Source organism: Streptomyces sp. BK79 (genome assembly GCF_044142145.1).
In the GTDB taxonomy this organism is placed as follows: domain Bacteria; phylum Actinomycetota; class Actinomycetes; order Streptomycetales; family Streptomycetaceae; genus Streptomyces.
The window spans coordinates 19,082-36,505 of record NZ_JBHVOC010000004.1 but is presented as its reverse complement, the minus strand read 5'-3'; the positions used below and the strand labels follow the sequence as shown (position 1 = coordinate 36,505).

Sequence of the window (17,424 nt, the reverse complement as noted above, 5' to 3'; positions counted from 1 at the left end):
GACACGCCGACGGTCAAGATTACGGGGCCGCACGACAGGGGTCAAACCGGGCCCCGCGCCTCACCCGGCGACCGCCGCGGCGTAGTCCGCGTACGCCTCCTCGATCCGCGCCGGCGACAGGTCCAGGTGCTCCAGGATCGTGTACCGCCCGGGCCGGGTCTGCGGGGCGAACTCCACGGCCCGTACGAACTCGTCGTCGCCGAAACCGATCTCCCGGGCCACCACCGGCAGCCCGTGGCGGCGCAGCGTGTCCGCCATCAGCAGGGCGCCCTCGTGGTCGCCCCGCAGGTACGTCGCGAAGGCGGCGCCGATGCCCACCTGCTCGCCGTGGCTGGCCGCGCGCCTCGGGTACAGCAGGTCGAGGGCGTGGCTGATCTCGTGGCAGGCGCCGGACGAGGGGCGGGTGTGCCCGGCGATCGACATGGCGATGCCGGACAGCACCAGCCCCTCGGTCAGCACGGTCAGGAAGGCGTCGTCGCCGCAGCCGCCGGGGTGGCGCAGCACGGCCTCGCCGGCCTGCCGGGCCAGGGCGGCGGCCAGGCCGTCGACCTTCTCGCCGTTGACCCGGTGGGCCAGCTCCCAGTCGGCCACCGCGGAGATGTTGGAGACGGCGTCGCCGATCCCGGAGCGCACGAACCGGATCGGCGCCTCGCGGATCACCGCGAGGTCGGCGACGAGGGCGATGGGCGTCGGCACGCCGTAGGAACCGCGGCCCGCGTCGTTGTCGAGTATCGACACCGGCGAGCAGATGCCGTCGTGGGAGAGGTTGGTGGCCACGGCGACCATGGGCAGGCCCACGCGGGCCGCCGCGAACTTGGCGCAGTCGATGACCTTGCCGCCGCCGAGGCCGACCACCGCGTCGTAGCGGCCCGATCTCATGCCGTCGGCCAGCCGCACCGCGTCGTCGATCGTGCCGCCGCCGACCTCGAACCAGTCGGCGCCCGGCAGGGACGGCTCCAGTCTCCGGCGCAGCCGCGCGCCCGAGCCGTCGCTGATCGCCACGGCGAGCTTCCCCGACCGGGAGATCCGCTCGTCCGCGAGCACGCTCGCCAGGTCGTCGAGGGCGCCCGGACGGATGTCCACGGCGAGCGGCGAGGGGATGAGCCTCGACAGTACCGGCACGTGTTCGTCTCCTCGCTCGGGGCGGGTCGGTGGCAGGGCAGGGCGGCGACGCGCCCGGGAGGGCCCGGGAAGACGTGTGGTCCCGCCCGGACGGATTCCGGGCGGAAGCCGAGCGGACGGGACCACACGAGGTGCGACAGGTGCCGGATCAGCCCTCGTCGGTGGCGGCCGTGACCGAGGACGGGCTCTGCTGAGCCGCCGCCGCGGTCTTCTTCGACGCCGTCTTCTTGGCCGTGGCCTTCTTGGCGGTCGTCGTCTTGGCCGCCTTCTTCGCCGTGGCCTTCTTGGCGGTCGTCGTCTTCTTGGCCGCGGTCTTCTTGGTGGCGGCCTTCTTCGCCGTCGCCTTCTTGGCCGTCTTGCGGGCCGCCGCCTTCTTGGCGGGGGCGGCCTCCTCGGCCGTCTCCGCCTCGGGGACCTCCGCGGCCTCCGAGACCTCGGGGGCTTCCGCCTCAGGGGCCTGGGCCGCCGCGGCCGGCTCCGGTGCCGGGGCCGACGGGACGACCACGACGGCCGCCTCCTCGGACGCGGTGGAGGTGGTGGGCTTGCGCACCGCCCGGCGCCGCGGACGGGCCGGGGCGGCGCTCTCGGCGGCCGGCGCGGACGGCTCCGCGGGCGCCTCGGCGGCGGCCGGGACCTCGGGCTCGGGGGCCCGCTCGGACGGCGCGCTCTCCGGGACCGTCAGCACGGCGGCCTCGGCACCCTCGGGCGAACCGGCCGGCGCGGACACCTTGCGCACGGCCCGCCGACGGGTACGGCCCTTGGGCGCGGCCTCCTCGGGAGCGGGCGCCTCGGCGGCGGCCGGAGCGGGGGCGCCGGAGACGGCGTCCTCGACGGCCGCGGGCTCGGCCAGGATCTCGGCGGCCGGCTCCTGGACGACGGGACGCTCGGCCTCCTCCGCGGCCGTGACGTCCTGCGCCGTCGGGACCTCGGCGGGCCGGGACTCGCCCTTCGCCGCCTTCGGAGCGCCCGCCGGGGCGGACGCCCGCCGGCCGCCGGAGCGACGCCGGCCACGACCGCGCGTGGCGGCGGCCTCGGCCTCGGCGGCGCTGCTGTACAGCTCCTCGTCCGCGCTGAAGTCGGGCGCCGGGAGGGCGACCGGCTCGGCCACCTCGGCGGCGACCTCGGACTCGGTCTCCGCCTCCTGCTCCGCGGTCACCCCGGTCTCGACTCCGGCCACGGCCTCGTGCTCGTGCTCGTGCGGCTGGTCCGCCCCGGCCCGCGCCCGCTTGCGGCGCTTGCCCCCGCCACCGCCGGCGGCGGCGGTCGGCTGCTCCATGTGGACGATGACCCCGCGCCCGTTGCAGTGCACGCAGGTCTCGGAGAACGACTCCAGCAGGCCCTGGCCGACCCGCTTGCGGGTCATCTGCACCAGCCCCAGCGAGGTCACCTCGGCGACCTGGTGCTTGGTGCGGTCGCGGCCCAGGCACTCCAGCAGGCGCCGCAGCACCAGGTCCCGGTTGGACTCCAGCACCATGTCGATGAAGTCGATGACGATGATGCCGCCGAGGTCGCGCAGCCGCAGCTGGCGCACGATCTCCTCGGCCGCCTCCAGGTTGTTCCTGGTGACCGTCTCCTCGAGGTTGCCGCCCTGACCGGTGAACTTGCCGGTGTTGACGTCGACGACGACCATCGCCTCGGTCCGGTCGATCACCAGCGAACCGCCGCTGGGCAGCCACACCTTGCGGTCCAGCGCCTTGGCGAGCTGCTCGTCGATCCGGTACGTGGCGAAGACGTCGACCTCGCTGGTCCACCTGGACAGCCGGTCGGCGAGGTCCGGCGCCACGTGGGACACGTAGCCGTGGATGGTCTGCCAGGCGTCGTCGCCGCTGACGACGACCTTGGAGAAGTCCTCGTTGAAGATGTCGCGCACGACCCGGACGGTCATGTCCGGCTCGCCGTACAGCAGCGTCGGGGCGTTGCCGCTCTTGGCCTTCTTCTGGATCTCCTCCCACTGCGCCTGGAGCCGCTCGACGTCGCGGCGCAGCTCGTCCTCGCTGGCGCCCTCGGCGGCGGTGCGCACGATGACGCCCGCGTCCTCGGGGACGATCCGCTTGAGGATGGTCTTCAGGCGGGAGCGCTCGGTGTCGGGCAGCTTGCGGCTGATGCCGGTCATCGAGCCCTCGGGCACGTAGACCAGGTAGCGGCCGGGCAGGGAGACCTGGCTGGTCAGGCGGGCGCCCTTGTGGCCGATCGGGTCCTTGGTGACCTGCACGAGGACCGACTGGCCGGACTTGAGGGCGGACTCGATGCGGCGCGGCCCGTTGGCCATGCCGAGCGCCTCGAAGTTGACCTCACCGGCGTACAGGACGGCGTTGCGCCCCTTGCCGATGTCGATGAACGCGGCCTCCATCGACGGCAGCACGTTCTGCACCTTGCCGAGGTAGACGTTCCCGACGTACGAGGTGGCCTGCTCCTTGTTGACGTAGTGCTCGACGAGCACGCCGTCCTCCAGGACGCCGATCTGGGTGCGCTCGCCGTGCTGGCGGACGACCATGACGCGCTCGACGGCCTCGCGGCGGGCCAGGAACTCGGCCTCCGTGATGATCGGGACGCGGCGGCGGCCCTGCTCGCGGCCCTCGCGGCGGCGCTGCTTCTTGGCCTCCAGGCGGGTCGAGCCCTTGATGGACTGGACCTCGTCGGACGGCTCGGCCTTCGGGCGGGGCTCGCGGACCTTGACGACGGTGCGCTCGGGGTCGTCGGACGAGGCCGGCTCGGCGTCACCGGAGCCGTCCCCGGCACGGCGACGACGGCGGCGACGGCGACGGCTGCTGCTGCTGGAGCCGCCGTTGTCGCCGGAGGCGTCCTCGGCCTCCTCGGCGTCCTCCTCGGCCTGCTCGGCGGTGTCCTCGGCGTCCTGGGCGGCCTGCTCGGCGGCGGTGTGCTCGGTGTCGTCGGCGGACTCCCCCGTCTCGCCCTCACCGGCATCGCCCCGGCGACGGCGACGGCCGCCCCGGCGCCTGCGGCGGCGCGAGCCGGACTCCTCGGAGCCCTCGGCGTCGTCGTGGTCCTCGCCCGCCTCGTCGGCGTCGAAGTCGGTGTCCGCCCCGGTCTCGGCCTCCGGCTCCTCCTGCGGGACGGCGGCGGTGGCCCGCTCCTCGGGGCCCTCCTCGGCGGCGCCCCGGCGCCTGCGGCGGCGGCGCGAGCCGGCGGACTGCTCCTCCGGGGCAGCCTCCTCCGGCTCCTCGGACACCGGCGCGGGCGCGGGCGCGGCGCCGGCCGCCTCGGCGGCGGCCTCGGCCGCGGCGCGCTCGGGCGTCTGGAACTTGGGCTCGGCGAACACGGGCGCCTGGAACACGGCCACCGCCGGGCGCGACGGGCGCTTGGGCGCGTCGGCCTCTCCGGCGGCGGTCTGCGCCGGCGCGGCGAAACCGGTGGCGGCCTTACGGGTGGAACGGCGGCGCGCACGACGCGGCGCGGCGTCCTCGACGGGCTCGGCGGGCGCGGCGCTCTCGGCGGGCGCGGGCGTCTCCGGGGCGGTCTCGACAACCGGCGCCGGCTCGCTCGCCTCGGCCTCGGCGGGCGTCCCGGTCGGGGCGGCCACCTTGCGGACGGCCCGTCGGCGGCCACGGCCCTTGGGCGCGGCCTCCTCGACGGCCTCGGCGGGCTCGGCCGGCGCGGCGGACTCAGCGGCAGGCTCGGCAGCCGGCTCGGCGGCCGGCTCGACGGGCGAGGTGACCGTACGGGTGGCCCGGCGCCGGGAACGACGCGGCGCGGCCTCCTCGACAGCCTCGGCGACCGGCTCCGCAGCGGCGGCGGGCTCGGCGTCCTCCACCTGAGCGGCCGACGCGGGAGACGCGGCGGCCTCGGCGGACGGCTCGACGGGCGTGGTCACGCTACGGGTGGCCCGGCGCCGGGAACGACGCGGCGCGGCCTCCTCGACGGCCTCGGCGACCGGCTCCGCAGCGGCGGCGGGCTCGGCGGCGGGGGACGCCGGGACGACGGTCTCGGCCGCCTCCGCCGACGCGGGGGCCCCGGCGGGCGCGGAGGCACGGCGCACCGCACGACGCCGGGGACGGCCCGCGGCCACCGGCTCGGGAGCCGCCTCGGGCGTCTCGACGGCCGTCTCCTCGACGGCCTCTTCCGCCTCGTCGGTCGCGGCGGTCACCTCGGCCGGGGCGACGGTCTCCGCCTGCGTCTCGACGGCGCCGGACGGCGGACCCGCCGGGCGGGAAGCGGCCCTGCGCCGACGGCGCGGCGGCAGGGTGTCGCTGGGGGTGTTCGCTCCGGAGTCCGTCGAGCTGGTCGAGGACTCTGTGGGTTCGGTCGGTTCGAGCATGCGGGGGTTTCTCCCGTCAGGCTCCCGGGCGCCGCGCCTGGCCCGGCATCGACCGTGTCGATCGCCGGTGACGTCCGCGGCTCGCGCGATGCGCGGTCGCCGCCGTCCGGGGCGCGGGCGCCGCTCGGAAGCTCTCCGTGTCTTGTCTCGCCGGTTCCGTACCCCTTGTCGTGCACGGCCTGGCGAAAGTCTTGTGGTCGGTGCGCTGCCCGACCCAGGTGGCTCCCGAGTTCGAGGGCGGCGCTACGACGTCCGTCCCTACGCGGAACCTTCCTTACGCCGACGCCTTCGCGGCGGCGGAAGCGGCGGCCGGTTGCGGCTCGGGCGCTTCTGCCTCGCGGTCGGGCGCGAGCGGGTCGGTCACCGCACCGGTCTCTTCATCGAACAGCCCCTGCGCCAGCCTGGTCACCGCTGCGGGGACCGGCGGCGCCAGGTCGGCCACGGCGCGAAGACCGGACAGGACGTCGTCGGGTCGTACGGCAGGCGTCACGTGCCGAACAACCAGCCGCAGTATCGCACAGGGCTGGTCGGTCGGCCTATCAGCCGGCGAACCCTGCGTGGTGACGCTTTCCAGGTGCGCGACGGCGGAGCGGGCGTCGAAGGTACGGACGCCGTTCTTGGTCCGGCGCTGCACCTCGACCGCCTCGGCCGCGTTGAAGGCCGCGACGGCGCGTTCGGCGTCCGCGGACTCCACGCCGGCCAGCCGCAGCTCCCACACGGAAGCCGTCAGCCGCTCGGCGAGCCCGGAGGTGCGGGCCTCGACCGCCTCGACGATGTCCAGCCCGGTGGGCAGCGACTCGTCGAGGAGCAGCCTGAGCCGCTCCGGGTCACGCGCCTCGGTGAGCGCGATCTCCAGGTACTCCGCCTCACTGCCCGTGCCGGTGGGTGCGGCATTGGCGTACGACACCTTCGGATGCGGTGTGAACCCCGCCGAGTACGCCATGGGCACCTCGGCGCGGCGCAGCGCACGCTCGAAGGCGCGCTGGAAGTCACGGTGGCTGGTGAACCGGAGGCGGCCGCGCTTGGTGTAGCGCAGTCGGATGCGCTGCACCGCGGGTACGGGCGGCGGGCCTTCGGGCTGTCGCTTGCCCAGGGGACTTCTCCTTGTGTACGGCGGTCAGGGACCGTGACGCATCCCCGCGCCGGCGGGGAGCACTCCGGCTGACGCCTTCCCGGCGTCGTCCAGTCGGGATCATCCCCGCACCGGCGGGGAGGTCTCGCGCCCGGTCCTCTTTTCTAGAGTACGCGTTTGCGCGGCCACAGGTTCCCGCCGGTCCACCGGTCGCGCCCGCCCGGGCTCCCCGAACAGCATCCGCCGCACGTCGGCGCGGGCCTGCCGGACGGACAGCCGGGCCGAGGCGAGGGCCTGCCGGGTGGCCCGGCCGGCGCCGCGCGCCGCGTCGGCGAGGGGCCGCAGGACGGTGTCCCGCACCGCGTGTCCCACCGGCGTGAGCACGCTCCGGTACACCCAGCGGGCCGGTTCGGCGACCGTCCACCGCACAAGCGCGGCGAGGAACCGGCCGACGACGAGCGAGATGTGCCCGGCGATCCGCCAGGCGTGCCCGAGGGCGTCCCCCACCTCCCTGCCGACGACGGCGAGCGCCCGGCCCACCGGCGCGAGCACCCACCGCCACACGGCGAGGGCGGGCAGCACCAGCAGCACCCGGGCGGTCCAGTACAGGACCGCGCCGACACCGGTGACGACCAGCCCCAGACCCCGCGCCAGCCCCTGGAGGCACCACAGCAGCCCGCGCCCGCACCAGGCGAGCGCATGGCCGACGGGGGTGAGGATCCAGGCGTACAGCCACGCGGCGGGTACGAGGACGAGGTACCGCCCGAGCAGGGCTACAGCGGCGTACAGCGCGCGCCCGACGGCGGCGAGCACCGCGCCCACGCCCTTGAGGAACCCGGCCAGCCCGCGCCCGACCGGCGTCAGCACCCACCGGTACACCCACACCGCGGGCACGACGAGCAGCACGTTCCCGAGCCAGCCCACGCCCCGGGCGAGCGGCACGACCACGTACCGCCACAGCCCCACCACCGGCCACACGAACACGGCCCGCCCGAGCCACCCCAGCGCGCGCCCCACCGGACGCAGCACCGTGTCCCGCAGGAACCGCCCGGCGACGACCAGCGCGTCCCACACCAGCCGCACCGGCACGACCAGCACCAGGACGACGATCCGCACCGGGAGCCGGACCGCCACGGCCAGACACCCCTCGGCGTCCGACCCCCGCCGCACCGGCTGCTCCCCCGGTCCCCCGCCAGGGGGCGCCGGGGCCGCGGCAGCCGTCTTCTCCAGATCCACCATGCCCATAAGGACGCCGCGGGGCCCTGTTCGGATCCCCGCGGCGTCCTGCCGCACGAAGCGGACCGCTACTTCACCACGGACAGCGGCAGCAGCTTCTTGCCGGTCGGGCCGATCTGGATCTCCGTGTCCATCGCGGGGCACACCCCGCAGTCGAAGCACGGCGTCCAGCGGCAGTCGTCGACCTCGGTCTCGTCGAGGGCGTCCTGCCAGTCCTCCCAGAGCCACTCCTTGTCGAGGCCGGAGTCGAGGTGGTCCCAGGGCAGGACCTCCTCGTAGCCGCGCTCGCGGGTGGTGTACCAGTCGACGTCCACGCCGAACGGCTCCAGGGCCTTGTCGGCGCAGGCCATCCAGCGGTCGTACGAGAAGTGCTCGCGCCAGCCGTCGAAGCGGCCGCCGTCCTCGTAGACGGCGCGGATGACGGCGCCGAGGCGGCGGTCGCCGCGGGAGAGAAGGCCCTCGACGATGCCGGGCCTGCCGTCGTGGTAGCGGAAGCCGATGGAGCGGCCGTACTTCTTGTCGCCGCGGATCTTGTCGCGCAGCTTCTGGAGCCGGGCGTCGGTCTCGTCGGCGGACAGCTGCGGCGCCCACTGGAAGGGGGTGTGGGGCTTGGGGACGAAGCCGCCGATCGACACCGTGCAGCGGATGTCGCCCGAGCCGGAGACCTCGCGGCCCTTGGCGATCACGCGGGTGGCCATGTCGGCGATCTGGAGGACGTCGTCGTCCGTCTCGGTCGGCAGGCCGCACATGAAGTACAGCTTCACCTGGCGCCAGCCGTTGCCGTACGCGGTGGCGACGGTGCGGATCAGGTCGTCCTCCGAGACCATCTTGTTGATGACCTTGCGGATGCGCTCGGAGCCGCCCTCGGGGGCGAAGGTGAGGCCGGAGCGGCGGCCGTTGCGGGTCAGCTCGTTGGCCAGGTCGATGTTGAAGGCGTCGACGCGGGTGGAGGGGAGGGACAGGCCGATCTTGTCCTCCTCGTACCGGTCCGCGAGGCCCTTGGCGACGTCGGCGATCTCGGAGTGGTCCGCGGAGGAGAGGGAGAGCAGGCCGACCTCTTCGAAGCCGGTCGCCTTCAGGCCCTTCTCGACCATGTCCCCGATGCCGGTGATGGAGCGCTCGCGCACCGGGCGGGTGATCATGCCGGCCTGGCAGAAGCGGCAGCCGCGGGTGCAGCCGCGGAAGATCTCCACGGACATGCGCTCGTGGACCGTCTCGGCGAGCGGGACCAGGGGCTGCTTGGGGTAGGGCCACTCGTCGAGGTCCATGACGGTGTGCTTGGAGACGCGCCACGGGACGCCCGAGCGGTTGGGTACGACGCGGGCGATACGGCCGTCGGGGAGGTACTCGACGTCGTAGTAACCGGGGACGTACACCCCGCCGGTCCTCGCCAGGCGGAGCAGCAGCTCCTCGCGGCCGCCGGGACGGCCCTCGGCCTTCCAGGCGCGGATGATCGCGGTGATCTCCAGGACGGCCTGCTCGCCGTCGCCGATGACCGCGCAGTCGATGAAGTCGGCGATCGGCTCGGGGTTGAAGGCGGCGTGTCCGCCGGCCAGGACGACCGGGTCGTCGATGCCGCGGTCCTTGGCCTGGAGCGGAATACCGGCCAGGTCGAGGGCGGTCAGCATGTTCGTGTAGCCCAGCTCCGTGGAGAAGGAGAGGCCGAACACGTCGAAGGCGCCCACCGGGCGGTGGCTGTCCACGGTGAACTGGGGGACCGAGTGCTCGCGCATCAGCTCCTCGAGGTCCGGCCACACGCTGTACGTGCGCTCGGCGAGGACGCCCTCCTGCTCGTTGAGCACCTCGTAGAGGATCATGACGCCCTGGTTGGGCAGACCGACCTCGTAGGCGTCGGGGTACATCAGGGCCCAGCGGACGTCGCAGGATTCCCAGTCCTTGACCGTGGAGTTGAGCTCTCCGCCGACGTACTGGATCGGCTTCTGCACATGCGGGAGCAGAGCTTCGAGCTGCGGAAACACTGAAGACACAGACTCGGCGGCTTCGGCAGGCATCTCACGGAACCTTCGTGTGCTGACAAGGGGGACCATCCAGCCTAACCCGGCCTGGACGGTCCCCCTTACCGCTCGTCCCGCGGACCCCCGCGGCTACGCCGACATCGGTCGCTGCACGGTGATCGACTGGAGCAGCCCGACCGCTATCCACACGGCGAACATCGACGAGCCGCCGTACGACACGAAGGGCAGCGGCAGGCCGGTGACCGGCATGATGCCGAGCGTCATGCCGATGTTCTCGAAGGTCTGGAAGGCGAACCACGCCACGATGCCGGCGGCGACGATCGTGCCGTACAGGTCGGTGGTCTCGCGGGCGATCCGGCAGGCGCGCCAGAGCACCACGCCGAGCAGGGCGATGATGAGGCCGGCGCCGAGGAAGCCCAGTTCCTCGCCGGCGACGGTGAAGACGAAGTCGGTCTGCTGCTCCGGTACGAACCGGCCGGTGGTCTGGGAGCCCTCGAAGAGGCCGGAGCCGGTGAGGCCGCCGGAGCCGATCGCGATGCGTGCCTGGTTGGTGTTGTAGCCGACGCCCGCGGGGTCGAGGGCCGGGTTGGCGAAGGCGGCGAAACGGGCGATCTGGTAGTCGTCCAGGATGCCCAGCTGCCATACCGCGAGCGCGCCGGCCGTGCCCGCGCCGAGCAGGCCGAAGACCCAGCGGTTGGAGGAGCCGGAGGCGAGCAGGATGCCCAGCACGATGATGACCATGACCATGACCGACCCGAGGTCGGGCATGAGCATCACGATCAGCATCGGGACGGTGGCCAGGCCCAGGGCCTGGAGCACGGTCCGGTGGTCCGGGTGGGGCCGGTCCCCCGCGTCGACGCGGGCGGCGAGCAGCATCGCCATGCCGAGGATGATCGTGATCTTGACGAACTCGGAGGGCTGGAGGGAGAAGCCGCCGGGGAGCTTGATCCAGGAGTGCGCGCCGTTGATGGTCGAGCCGAGCGGGGTGAGCACCAGCAGGATCAGGAGCAGGGACAGGCCGTACAGGACCGGTACGGCGGTGCGCAGGGCGCGGTGGCCGAGCCAGACGACGCCGACCATCAGGGCGAGCCCGATGCCGGTGTTCAGCAGGTGCCGGGTGAGGAAGTAGTACGGGTCGCCCTGGTTGAGTTCGGTGCGGTTGCGGGTCGCGGAGTAGACGAGCAGGGAGCCCATCAGGGAGAGCGCGACGGCGGCCAGCAGTATCGGCCAGTCCAGTCGCCGCGCCATCGAGTCCCGGGCGAACAGCCGGGTCCATCCGGCCTTCTCGGGCCCGTACCCGGAGACCTGGAAGCTGTTGGCCCCGGTCATGCGCGTGCCCTCCGGTTTCCGCCGCGTCGCCGGTGGCGGCGCGTGTTGCGGTTGTCGCTGTTCTGCGTGGGTGTCGTCGCCCCTTGCTGCTGTTCGTCGACGGGGGCGTACTCCTCCTCCGGAGAGACCTTCTCGTCGGGCAGCAGGTCCTTGACGGCGTCCTTGGCGATCTTCGGCGCGGGGATGGTCCCGTCCGCCTTGATCGTCGGCAGCTTGGCCTGCGGCTTGGGCAGCAGCGCCTTCTTCTGGTCGATCTTCCCGTCGTCCGAGACGCCGTACAGGGCGTCGTAGATGTTGCGGACGGCGGGGCCGGAGGCGCCGGAGCCGGTGCCGCCCTGGGAGATCGTCATGACGATCGAGTACTCGTCGGTGTACGTGGCGAACCACGAGGTGGTCTGCTTGCCGTGGACCTCGGCCGTGCCGGTCTTGGCGTGCATCGGGATCTCGTCCTGCGGCCAGCCCTCGAACCGCCAGGCGGCGGTGCCTCGGGTGGCGACGCCTTCGAGGGCGTCGTCCATCTGGGCCAGCGTGGTCCTGCTTATCGGCAGCTTGCCGTGCGAGGTGGGCGCGATCGCGTCGACCTCCTTGCCGTCGGGGCTGATGACCGCCTTGCCGATGGTGGGGTCGTACAGGGTGCCGCCGTTGGCGATGGCCGCGTAGATGGTGGCCATCTGGATGGGGGTGACGAGGGTGTCGCCCTGGCCGATGGAGTAGTTGATGGAGTCACCGGCGCGCATCTTGTTGCCCTCGAGGCAGCCCTCGTACGCGAGCTTCTCGACGTAGGAGCCGTCCTTCTTGCCCGTCTTGCACCAGGCGTCCTTGTTGGCCTCCCAGTAGTCCTGCTTCCACTGGCGGTCGGGGACGCGGCCGGCGACCTCGTTGGGGAGGTCGATGCCGGTCTCCTTGCCGAGGCCGAACTCGTGGGCGGCCTTGTAGAAGTAGTCGTTGGGGTTCTTCGGGTTCGTGCCGCCGTCCTTCTTCCACTCCTCGTGCGCGAGGCGGTAGTAGACGGTGTCGCAGGAGAGTTCCAGGGCGCGGCCGAGGTCGATCGAGCCGTAGCTGGCGGACTCGAAGTTCTTGAAGACCTGGCCGCCGACGGAGTAGGAGCTGGAGCAGTCGTAGCCGCCGTCGAAGTCGTAGCCCGCCTCGACCGCGGCGGACGTGGAGACGACCTTGAAGATCGATCCGGGGGCCGCCTGGCCCTGGGTGGCCCGGTTGAGGAGCGGGTAGTTGGAGTCCTTGCCGGTGAGCCTCTTGTAGTCGGCCGCGGAGATGCCGCCGACCCAGGCGTTCGGGTCGTACGACGGGTTGGAGGCCATGGCGACGACGCGGCCGGTCTTGGCCTCCATCACCACGACGGCGCCGGCGTCGGCCTCGTAGAGCCGGTTGGTGTTGCGGTCCATCTCCTTGCGGGCGGCCTTCATCGCCTCGTTCAGCTCGTACTCGGCGACCCGCTGGACGCGGGCGTCGATGCTGGTGACGAGGTTGGAGCCGGGCACGCCGGGGTCGGACTCGGCCTCGCCGATGACGCGGCCGAGGTTGTCGACCTCGTAGCGGGTGACGCCGGCCTTGCCGCGCAGCGCCTTGTCGTACTGGCGTTCCAGGCCGGAGCGGCCGACCTGGTCCGAGCGCAGGAAGGGCGAGTCGGTGTCCTGGGCCTTCTGGATCTCCTCGTCGGTGACCGGGGAGAGGTACCCGAGGACCTGCGCGGTGTTGGACTGGCCGGGGGCGGCGTAGCGGCGCATGGCCTGGGGCTCGGCGGTGATGCCGGGGAAGTCCTCGGCGCGCTCGCGGATCTGGAGGGCCTGCTTGGGGGTGGCCTCGTCGGTGACAGGAATCGGCTGGTAGGGCGAGCCGTTCCAGCAGGGCTGGGGGGTCTCGGCGTCGCACAGCCGGACCTTGTCCATGACGTCCTTGGGCTTCATGCCGAGGACGCCGGCGAGCTTGGTGAGGACGGCCTCGCCGTCGTCCTTCATCTTGAGCAGGTCGGTGCGGGAGGCGGAGACGACGAGGCGGGTCTCGTTGTCGGCGAGCGCCACGCCGCGGGCGTCGAGGATCGAGCCGCGGGGCGCGGGCTGGACGACCTGCTGGACGTGGTTGCCGGACGCCTCGGCGGCGTACTCGTCGCCCTGGCGGATCTGGAGGTACCAGAGCCGGCCGCCGAGGGTGGCGAGGAGGGAGAGGACGAGGATCTGGATGACGACGAGCCGGGTCTGGACGCGTGTGCTGCGGCCGGTCTCGGGGATGTTGGTCACCGCGACTGCCTCCCCCTGGTGAAGTGCGTGGTCCTGGTGTGGTGCCGCGTCGTGGCGTACTGGCGCTCGGTGTCGTGCTGCCGCGTCGTCACAGCCGCTTGACCCCCTTGATGCGTCCGGCCCGGGCCACGCGGGACCGGGCCGCCTTCACCCGCAGTCCGTTGCGCTGGCCGCCGATGCGCAGGCCGGTGCCGCCGGAGAGCCAGCCGGAGGAGATGTCGGGCTTCTGGCTGGCGGAGGTGGTGTCGGCCAGCGGGTCGTTCTCGGCGCGTCTGGCCAGGGCCATGATGCCGGGGACGACGAAGGGCGCGAGCAGCAGGTCGTACAGGGCGGCCGTGAACAGCAGTCCGGGCAGGCCGACATGGCGGGCGGCGGTGTCGCCGACGAGGGCGCCGACGCCGGCGTAGAGCAGGGTGGTGCCGAGGGCGGCGACGACCACGACGACCATGGGGCCGGTGGCCGACCTGAGCCGGCCGTTCTCCGGCTTGGCGAGGCCGGCCAGGTAGCCGATGACGCAGAGCACCAGGGCGTAGCGGCCGGCGGCGTGGTCGGCGGGTGGGGCGAGGTCGGCGAGCAGGCCGGCGCCGAAGCCGACGAGGGCGCCGCCGACGTGGCCGTACACCAGGGCGAGGCCGAGGACGGTGAGGAGCAGCAGGTCGGGGACGGCGCCGGGCAGGTGGAGACGGGCGAGGACGCTCACCTGGATGACCAGGGCGACGACGACCAGGGCGGTGGACAGCAGGATCCGGTTGACGCGCATGGGGTGAAAGCTCCTACTGCTCGGGCTGCTGGTCTTGCTCGGTCTGCTCGGTCTGCTCGTTCTGGCCGGTCTGCCCGTCCTGGCCGGTCTGCCCGTCCTGCGCCTGTCCGTCGACGGGGGCTCCGGCGGACGGGGTCACGGTCACCGTGACGGTCGGCGCGGGCTTCGGCTTCGGCTTGTCCGGGAGCACCGCGTCGCGCGGGTCCTTCTGCGGGCCCTGGACGACGACGCCGACGATGTCGAGCTTGGTGAAGCTGACGAACGGGGTGACGTCGAGGGTGCGGGTCAGGTCGCCGCCGGAGGGGTCGACGCGGGAGACGACGCCGACGGGCACGCCGGGCACGAACGGCTTGTCGGCCTGCGAGCCGAAGGTGACCAGGCGGTCGCCCTTGTCGACCTCGGCCTTGCCGTTGAGGAGTTCCACGCGCAGGGGGCGGCCGCCCTGGCCGGAGGCGAAGCCGAGTTCGTCGCCGGACTCCATCCGGGTGCCGACGGTGAAGTCGGGGTCGTTGGCGAGCAGCACGGTGGCGGTGTTCGGGCCGACGGTGGTCACGCGGCCGACGAGGCCGTCGCCGTTGAGGACGGTCATGTCGCGCTTGATGCCGTCGTTCGCGCCGGCGTCGATGGTGATGGTCCAGGAGAAGCCCTGTGCGGCTCCTATGGCGATGACCTGGGCGCCCTTGATGCCGTACTGGCCGGCGCCGGCCAGCCCGAGCATCTTGTCGAACTGCTTCAGACGGCTGCGGCCGCGCTCGTCGCTGCCGAGCTTCGCCTTGAGGGCCGCGTTCTGCGTCTCCAGCTCGGCGAGCCGGTCGTGCCGGTCGCCGGAGTCCCGGACGGCGGAGACCGCGTTGCCGATCGGGTCGACCGCGGAGGACACCCCGTTCTCGATCGGACCGAAGACACCCGCCGCGGCCTGCCGGGCACCGTCGACCGGTGAGTCCTCCCCACCGCGGATGTCCACCGTGATCAGTGCGAACGCGATGGCGATCAGCAGCACCAGGAGCAGCCGGCTCTCTTTCGTGTCCCTCACGTGCGGCGGCCGTGCCTTCCTCGTCGAATTCGGGAATTACGTGGCGGTGTTCAGGAATTCAGGAGATTCGGTACGTGAGGTGACGAGCGTGGTACTTGCGGCCCTCACGGTACTGAAGCCTCTATATCAACGATCCGCCGCACGAGAGGAGATCGTCTCGTACGGCGGAACCGAAGCGTTACGTCATCTGCGGGGCTGGGCGTCCAGCACCTGCTGGAGCGCCTCGAACTCCTCGACGCACTTGCCGGAGCCGAGCGCCACGCTGTCCAGCGGGTCCTCGGCGATGTGGATCGGCATGCCGGTCTCCCGGCGCAGCCGCTCGTCGAGCCCGCGCAGCAGCGCGCCGCCGCCGGTCAGGACGATGCCCCGGTCCATGATGTCGCCGGACAGCTCCGGCGGACACTTGTCGAGGGTCGTCTTGACGGCGTCGACGATCGCGTTGACCGGCTCCTCGATCGCCTTGCGCACTTCGGCGGCGGAGATGACGACGGTCTTGGGCAGCCCGGAGACGAGGTCCCGGCCACGGATTTCGGTGTGCTCGTCGGAGTCGAGGTCGTACGCCGAACCGATCGTGATCTTGATCTGTTCGGCCGTGCGCTCGCCCAGCAGAAGGCTGTACTCCTTCTTGACGTGCTGGATGATCGCGTTGTCCAGTTCGTCACCCGCGACGCGGATGGACTGGGCGGTGACGATGCCGCCGAGCGAGATGACCGCGACCTCCGTGGTGCCGCCGCCGATGTCCACCACCATGTTGCCCGTGGCCTCGTGGACCGGCAGGCCGGAACCGATGGCCGCGGCCATGGGCTCCTCGATGATGTGCACCTGGCGGGCGCCGGCCTGGGACGACGCCTCGATGACGGCGCGACGCTCGACGCCGGTGATGCCCGAGGGCACACAGACGACGACCCGCGGACGAGCCAGATACCGCCGCTTGTGGATCTTCAGGATGAAGTAGCGGAGCATCCGCTCGGTGATCTCGAAGTCGGCGATGACGCCGTCCTTCAGCGGGCGCACGGCCACGATGTTGCCCGGGGTGCGCCCGATCATCTTCTTCGCTTCGGCGCCGACCGCGAGGATGCCACCGGTGTTGGTGTTGATCGCGACGACGGACGGCTCGTTGAGTACGATCCCGCGACCCCTGACGTACACCAGCGTGTTGGCGGTCCCGAGGTCGACAGCCATGTCACGGCCGATGAACGACATTGAGTTCCCCATCAGGATTCGACTGGCCTTCCCAGGAGCTTTTGAGGGCTTTTCAGGTAGGCGAGGTGGGTGCAGTGACGCGTGGAGGCTTCCATCGTAGACGCGCTTTCGCGAACACTGCGCGAGGGTCTTCGCCATTGTCAGCAGATGGCGCACCGCCTCGCTTGTGGAGACGGGCCAACGGTGGCATCCGTTCCCCCGATCAGGCGCGCATATGCCACAGGGCGGTCGCTTTTACGCGACCGCCCTGGTCCGGTGCGGGCCATTCGGCTGACGTTGTGTCAGAAAAAAGATACTCCGGCGTGTCCGGAAGGGGACTCAGACCCGCCCCGGGAAGAAGATCTTCAGCTCGCGCTCGGCGGACTCCTCGGAGTCGGAGGCGTGGATCAGGTTCTCCCGGACGATCACACCGAAGTCCCCGCGGATGGAGCCGGGGGCGGCGGCGATCGGGTCGGTCGGACCGGCCAGCGCGCGCACGCCCTCGATGACCCGCTCGCCCTCGACGACCATGGCGACGACCGGACCGGACGCCATGAACTCGACCAGCGGCTCGTAGAAGGGCTTGCCCTTGTGCTCGCCGTAGTGCTGCTCCAGCGTCTCGGCGTCCAGGGTGCGCAGTTCCAGCGCGGTGATCTGCCAGCCGGCCTTGCGCTCGATGCGGCTGATGATCTCGCCGGTCAGGCCACGACGGACGGCGTCGGGCTTGAGGAGGACGAGGCTGCGCTGGGTCACGACGGGCTCCCTTGGAGGTGTGCGGTTGTGCGGGTGATGACTGAGGTTACCGGGCGTGTCGCGGCACCCGTCACGCAGCGTCAGGCGCACCGGCCTCGGCCTGCGCCGCGAACCTCGCCTTCGCCTCGTCGATCTTCCGCCCGTAGTGCACGGAGGCCCACCACAGGGCGGCGAATACCGCGCCGAGGAAGAACATCGTCGGCACGGCGAACCCGGCGGCGACCAGCGCGATCTGCAGGGCCCAGCCGAAGGCGATGCCACCGGGCCGGGTCACCGCGCCGCACAGCACCACGCACAGGAACATCGCGATGCCGCTGACCGTCCACACCGTCGCCGTGGACAGGTCGGGGTCCTTCATGGCGACCAGGCCGGCGAAGCCGATCAGGAAGAACTCGCCGATCAGAGTCGAAGCACAGAGCGTACGCACGGA

12 protein-coding genes are annotated in these 17,424 nt (G+C 72.3%); all 12 read right to left on the bottom strand.

Translation table 11 applies throughout. The annotated features are described in order from the left end of the window. Window positions 1-60 precede the first annotated feature (60 nt). The 12 genes from ACFIF2_RS05830 to ACFIF2_RS05775 all read right to left on the bottom strand — a co-directional run bounded on the left by ACFIF2_RS05830 (window position 61) and on the right by ACFIF2_RS05775 (window position 17,421). Window positions 61-1,122, bottom strand: a complete 1,062-nt coding sequence (locus tag ACFIF2_RS05830; protein ID WP_395571413.1) for an iron-containing alcohol dehydrogenase family protein — start codon at window positions 1,120-1,122, stop codon at window positions 61-63. 148 nt (window positions 1,123-1,270) lie between these two features. Beyond that, window positions 1,271-5,398 carry a ribonuclease E/G gene (locus tag ACFIF2_RS05825; protein WP_395571412.1) on the bottom strand — a complete coding sequence of 1,376 codons (4,128 nt, stop codon included), beginning with the start codon at window positions 5,396-5,398 and terminating at the stop codon, window positions 1,271-1,273. Between the two features lie 274 nt (window positions 5,399-5,672). Next, the gene (locus ACFIF2_RS05820) at window positions 5,673-6,449 is read right to left on the bottom strand and encodes a TIGR03936 family radical SAM-associated protein (RefSeq protein WP_395571411.1); all 777 of its coding nucleotides are present in this window, start codon (window positions 6,447-6,449) and stop codon (window positions 5,673-5,675) included. A gap of 141 nt (window positions 6,450-6,590) precedes the next feature. Then, window positions 6,591-7,715, bottom strand: a complete 1,125-nt coding sequence (locus ACFIF2_RS05815) for a hypothetical protein (protein WP_395571410.1) — start codon at window positions 7,713-7,715, stop codon at window positions 6,591-6,593. A 59-nt stretch (window positions 7,716-7,774) separates the two neighbouring features. Further along, a complete protein-coding gene (locus tag ACFIF2_RS05810; protein ID WP_395571409.1) occupies window positions 7,775-9,718 on the bottom strand; it encodes a TIGR03960 family B12-binding radical SAM protein in 1,944 nt (647 codons plus the stop codon). Window positions 9,719-9,811: 93 nt separating this feature from the next. After that, window positions 9,812-11,011: a rod shape-determining protein RodA gene (rodA, locus tag ACFIF2_RS05805; protein ID WP_395571408.1), complete on the bottom strand. Its 1,200-nt coding sequence runs from the start codon at window positions 11,009-11,011 to the stop codon at window positions 9,812-9,814. Continuing rightward, complete coding sequence (gene mrdA / locus ACFIF2_RS05800; RefSeq protein WP_395571407.1) at window positions 11,008-13,266, bottom strand: penicillin-binding protein 2; 2,259 nt, start codon at window positions 13,264-13,266, stop codon at window positions 11,008-11,010. The genes rodA and mrdA overlap by 4 nt, the downstream gene beginning before the upstream one ends. 88 nt (window positions 13,267-13,354) lie before the next feature. Next, window positions 13,355-14,026, bottom strand: a complete 672-nt coding sequence (gene mreD, locus ACFIF2_RS05795) for a rod shape-determining protein MreD (RefSeq protein ID WP_395571406.1) — start codon at window positions 14,024-14,026, stop codon at window positions 13,355-13,357. 13 nt (window positions 14,027-14,039) lie between these two features. Then, on the bottom strand, window positions 14,040-15,059 hold the full coding sequence (mreC, locus tag ACFIF2_RS05790; protein WP_395571405.1) for a rod shape-determining protein MreC: 1,020 nt from the start codon (window positions 15,057-15,059) through the stop codon (window positions 14,040-14,042). Between the two features lie 183 nt (window positions 15,060-15,242). Then, window positions 15,243-16,262: a rod shape-determining protein gene (locus ACFIF2_RS05785; RefSeq protein ID WP_030381728.1), complete on the bottom strand. Its 1,020-nt coding sequence runs from the start codon at window positions 16,260-16,262 to the stop codon at window positions 15,243-15,245. 318 nt (window positions 16,263-16,580) lie between these two features. Further along, window positions 16,581-16,994, bottom strand: a complete 414-nt coding sequence (ndk, locus tag ACFIF2_RS05780; protein WP_007449819.1) for a nucleoside-diphosphate kinase — start codon at window positions 16,992-16,994, stop codon at window positions 16,581-16,583. 70 nt (window positions 16,995-17,064) lie between these two features. Further along, a complete protein-coding gene (locus tag ACFIF2_RS05775; RefSeq protein ID WP_395571404.1) occupies window positions 17,065-17,421 on the bottom strand; it encodes a DUF4233 domain-containing protein in 357 nt (118 codons plus the stop codon). Window positions 17,422-17,424: the final 3 nt, after the last annotated feature.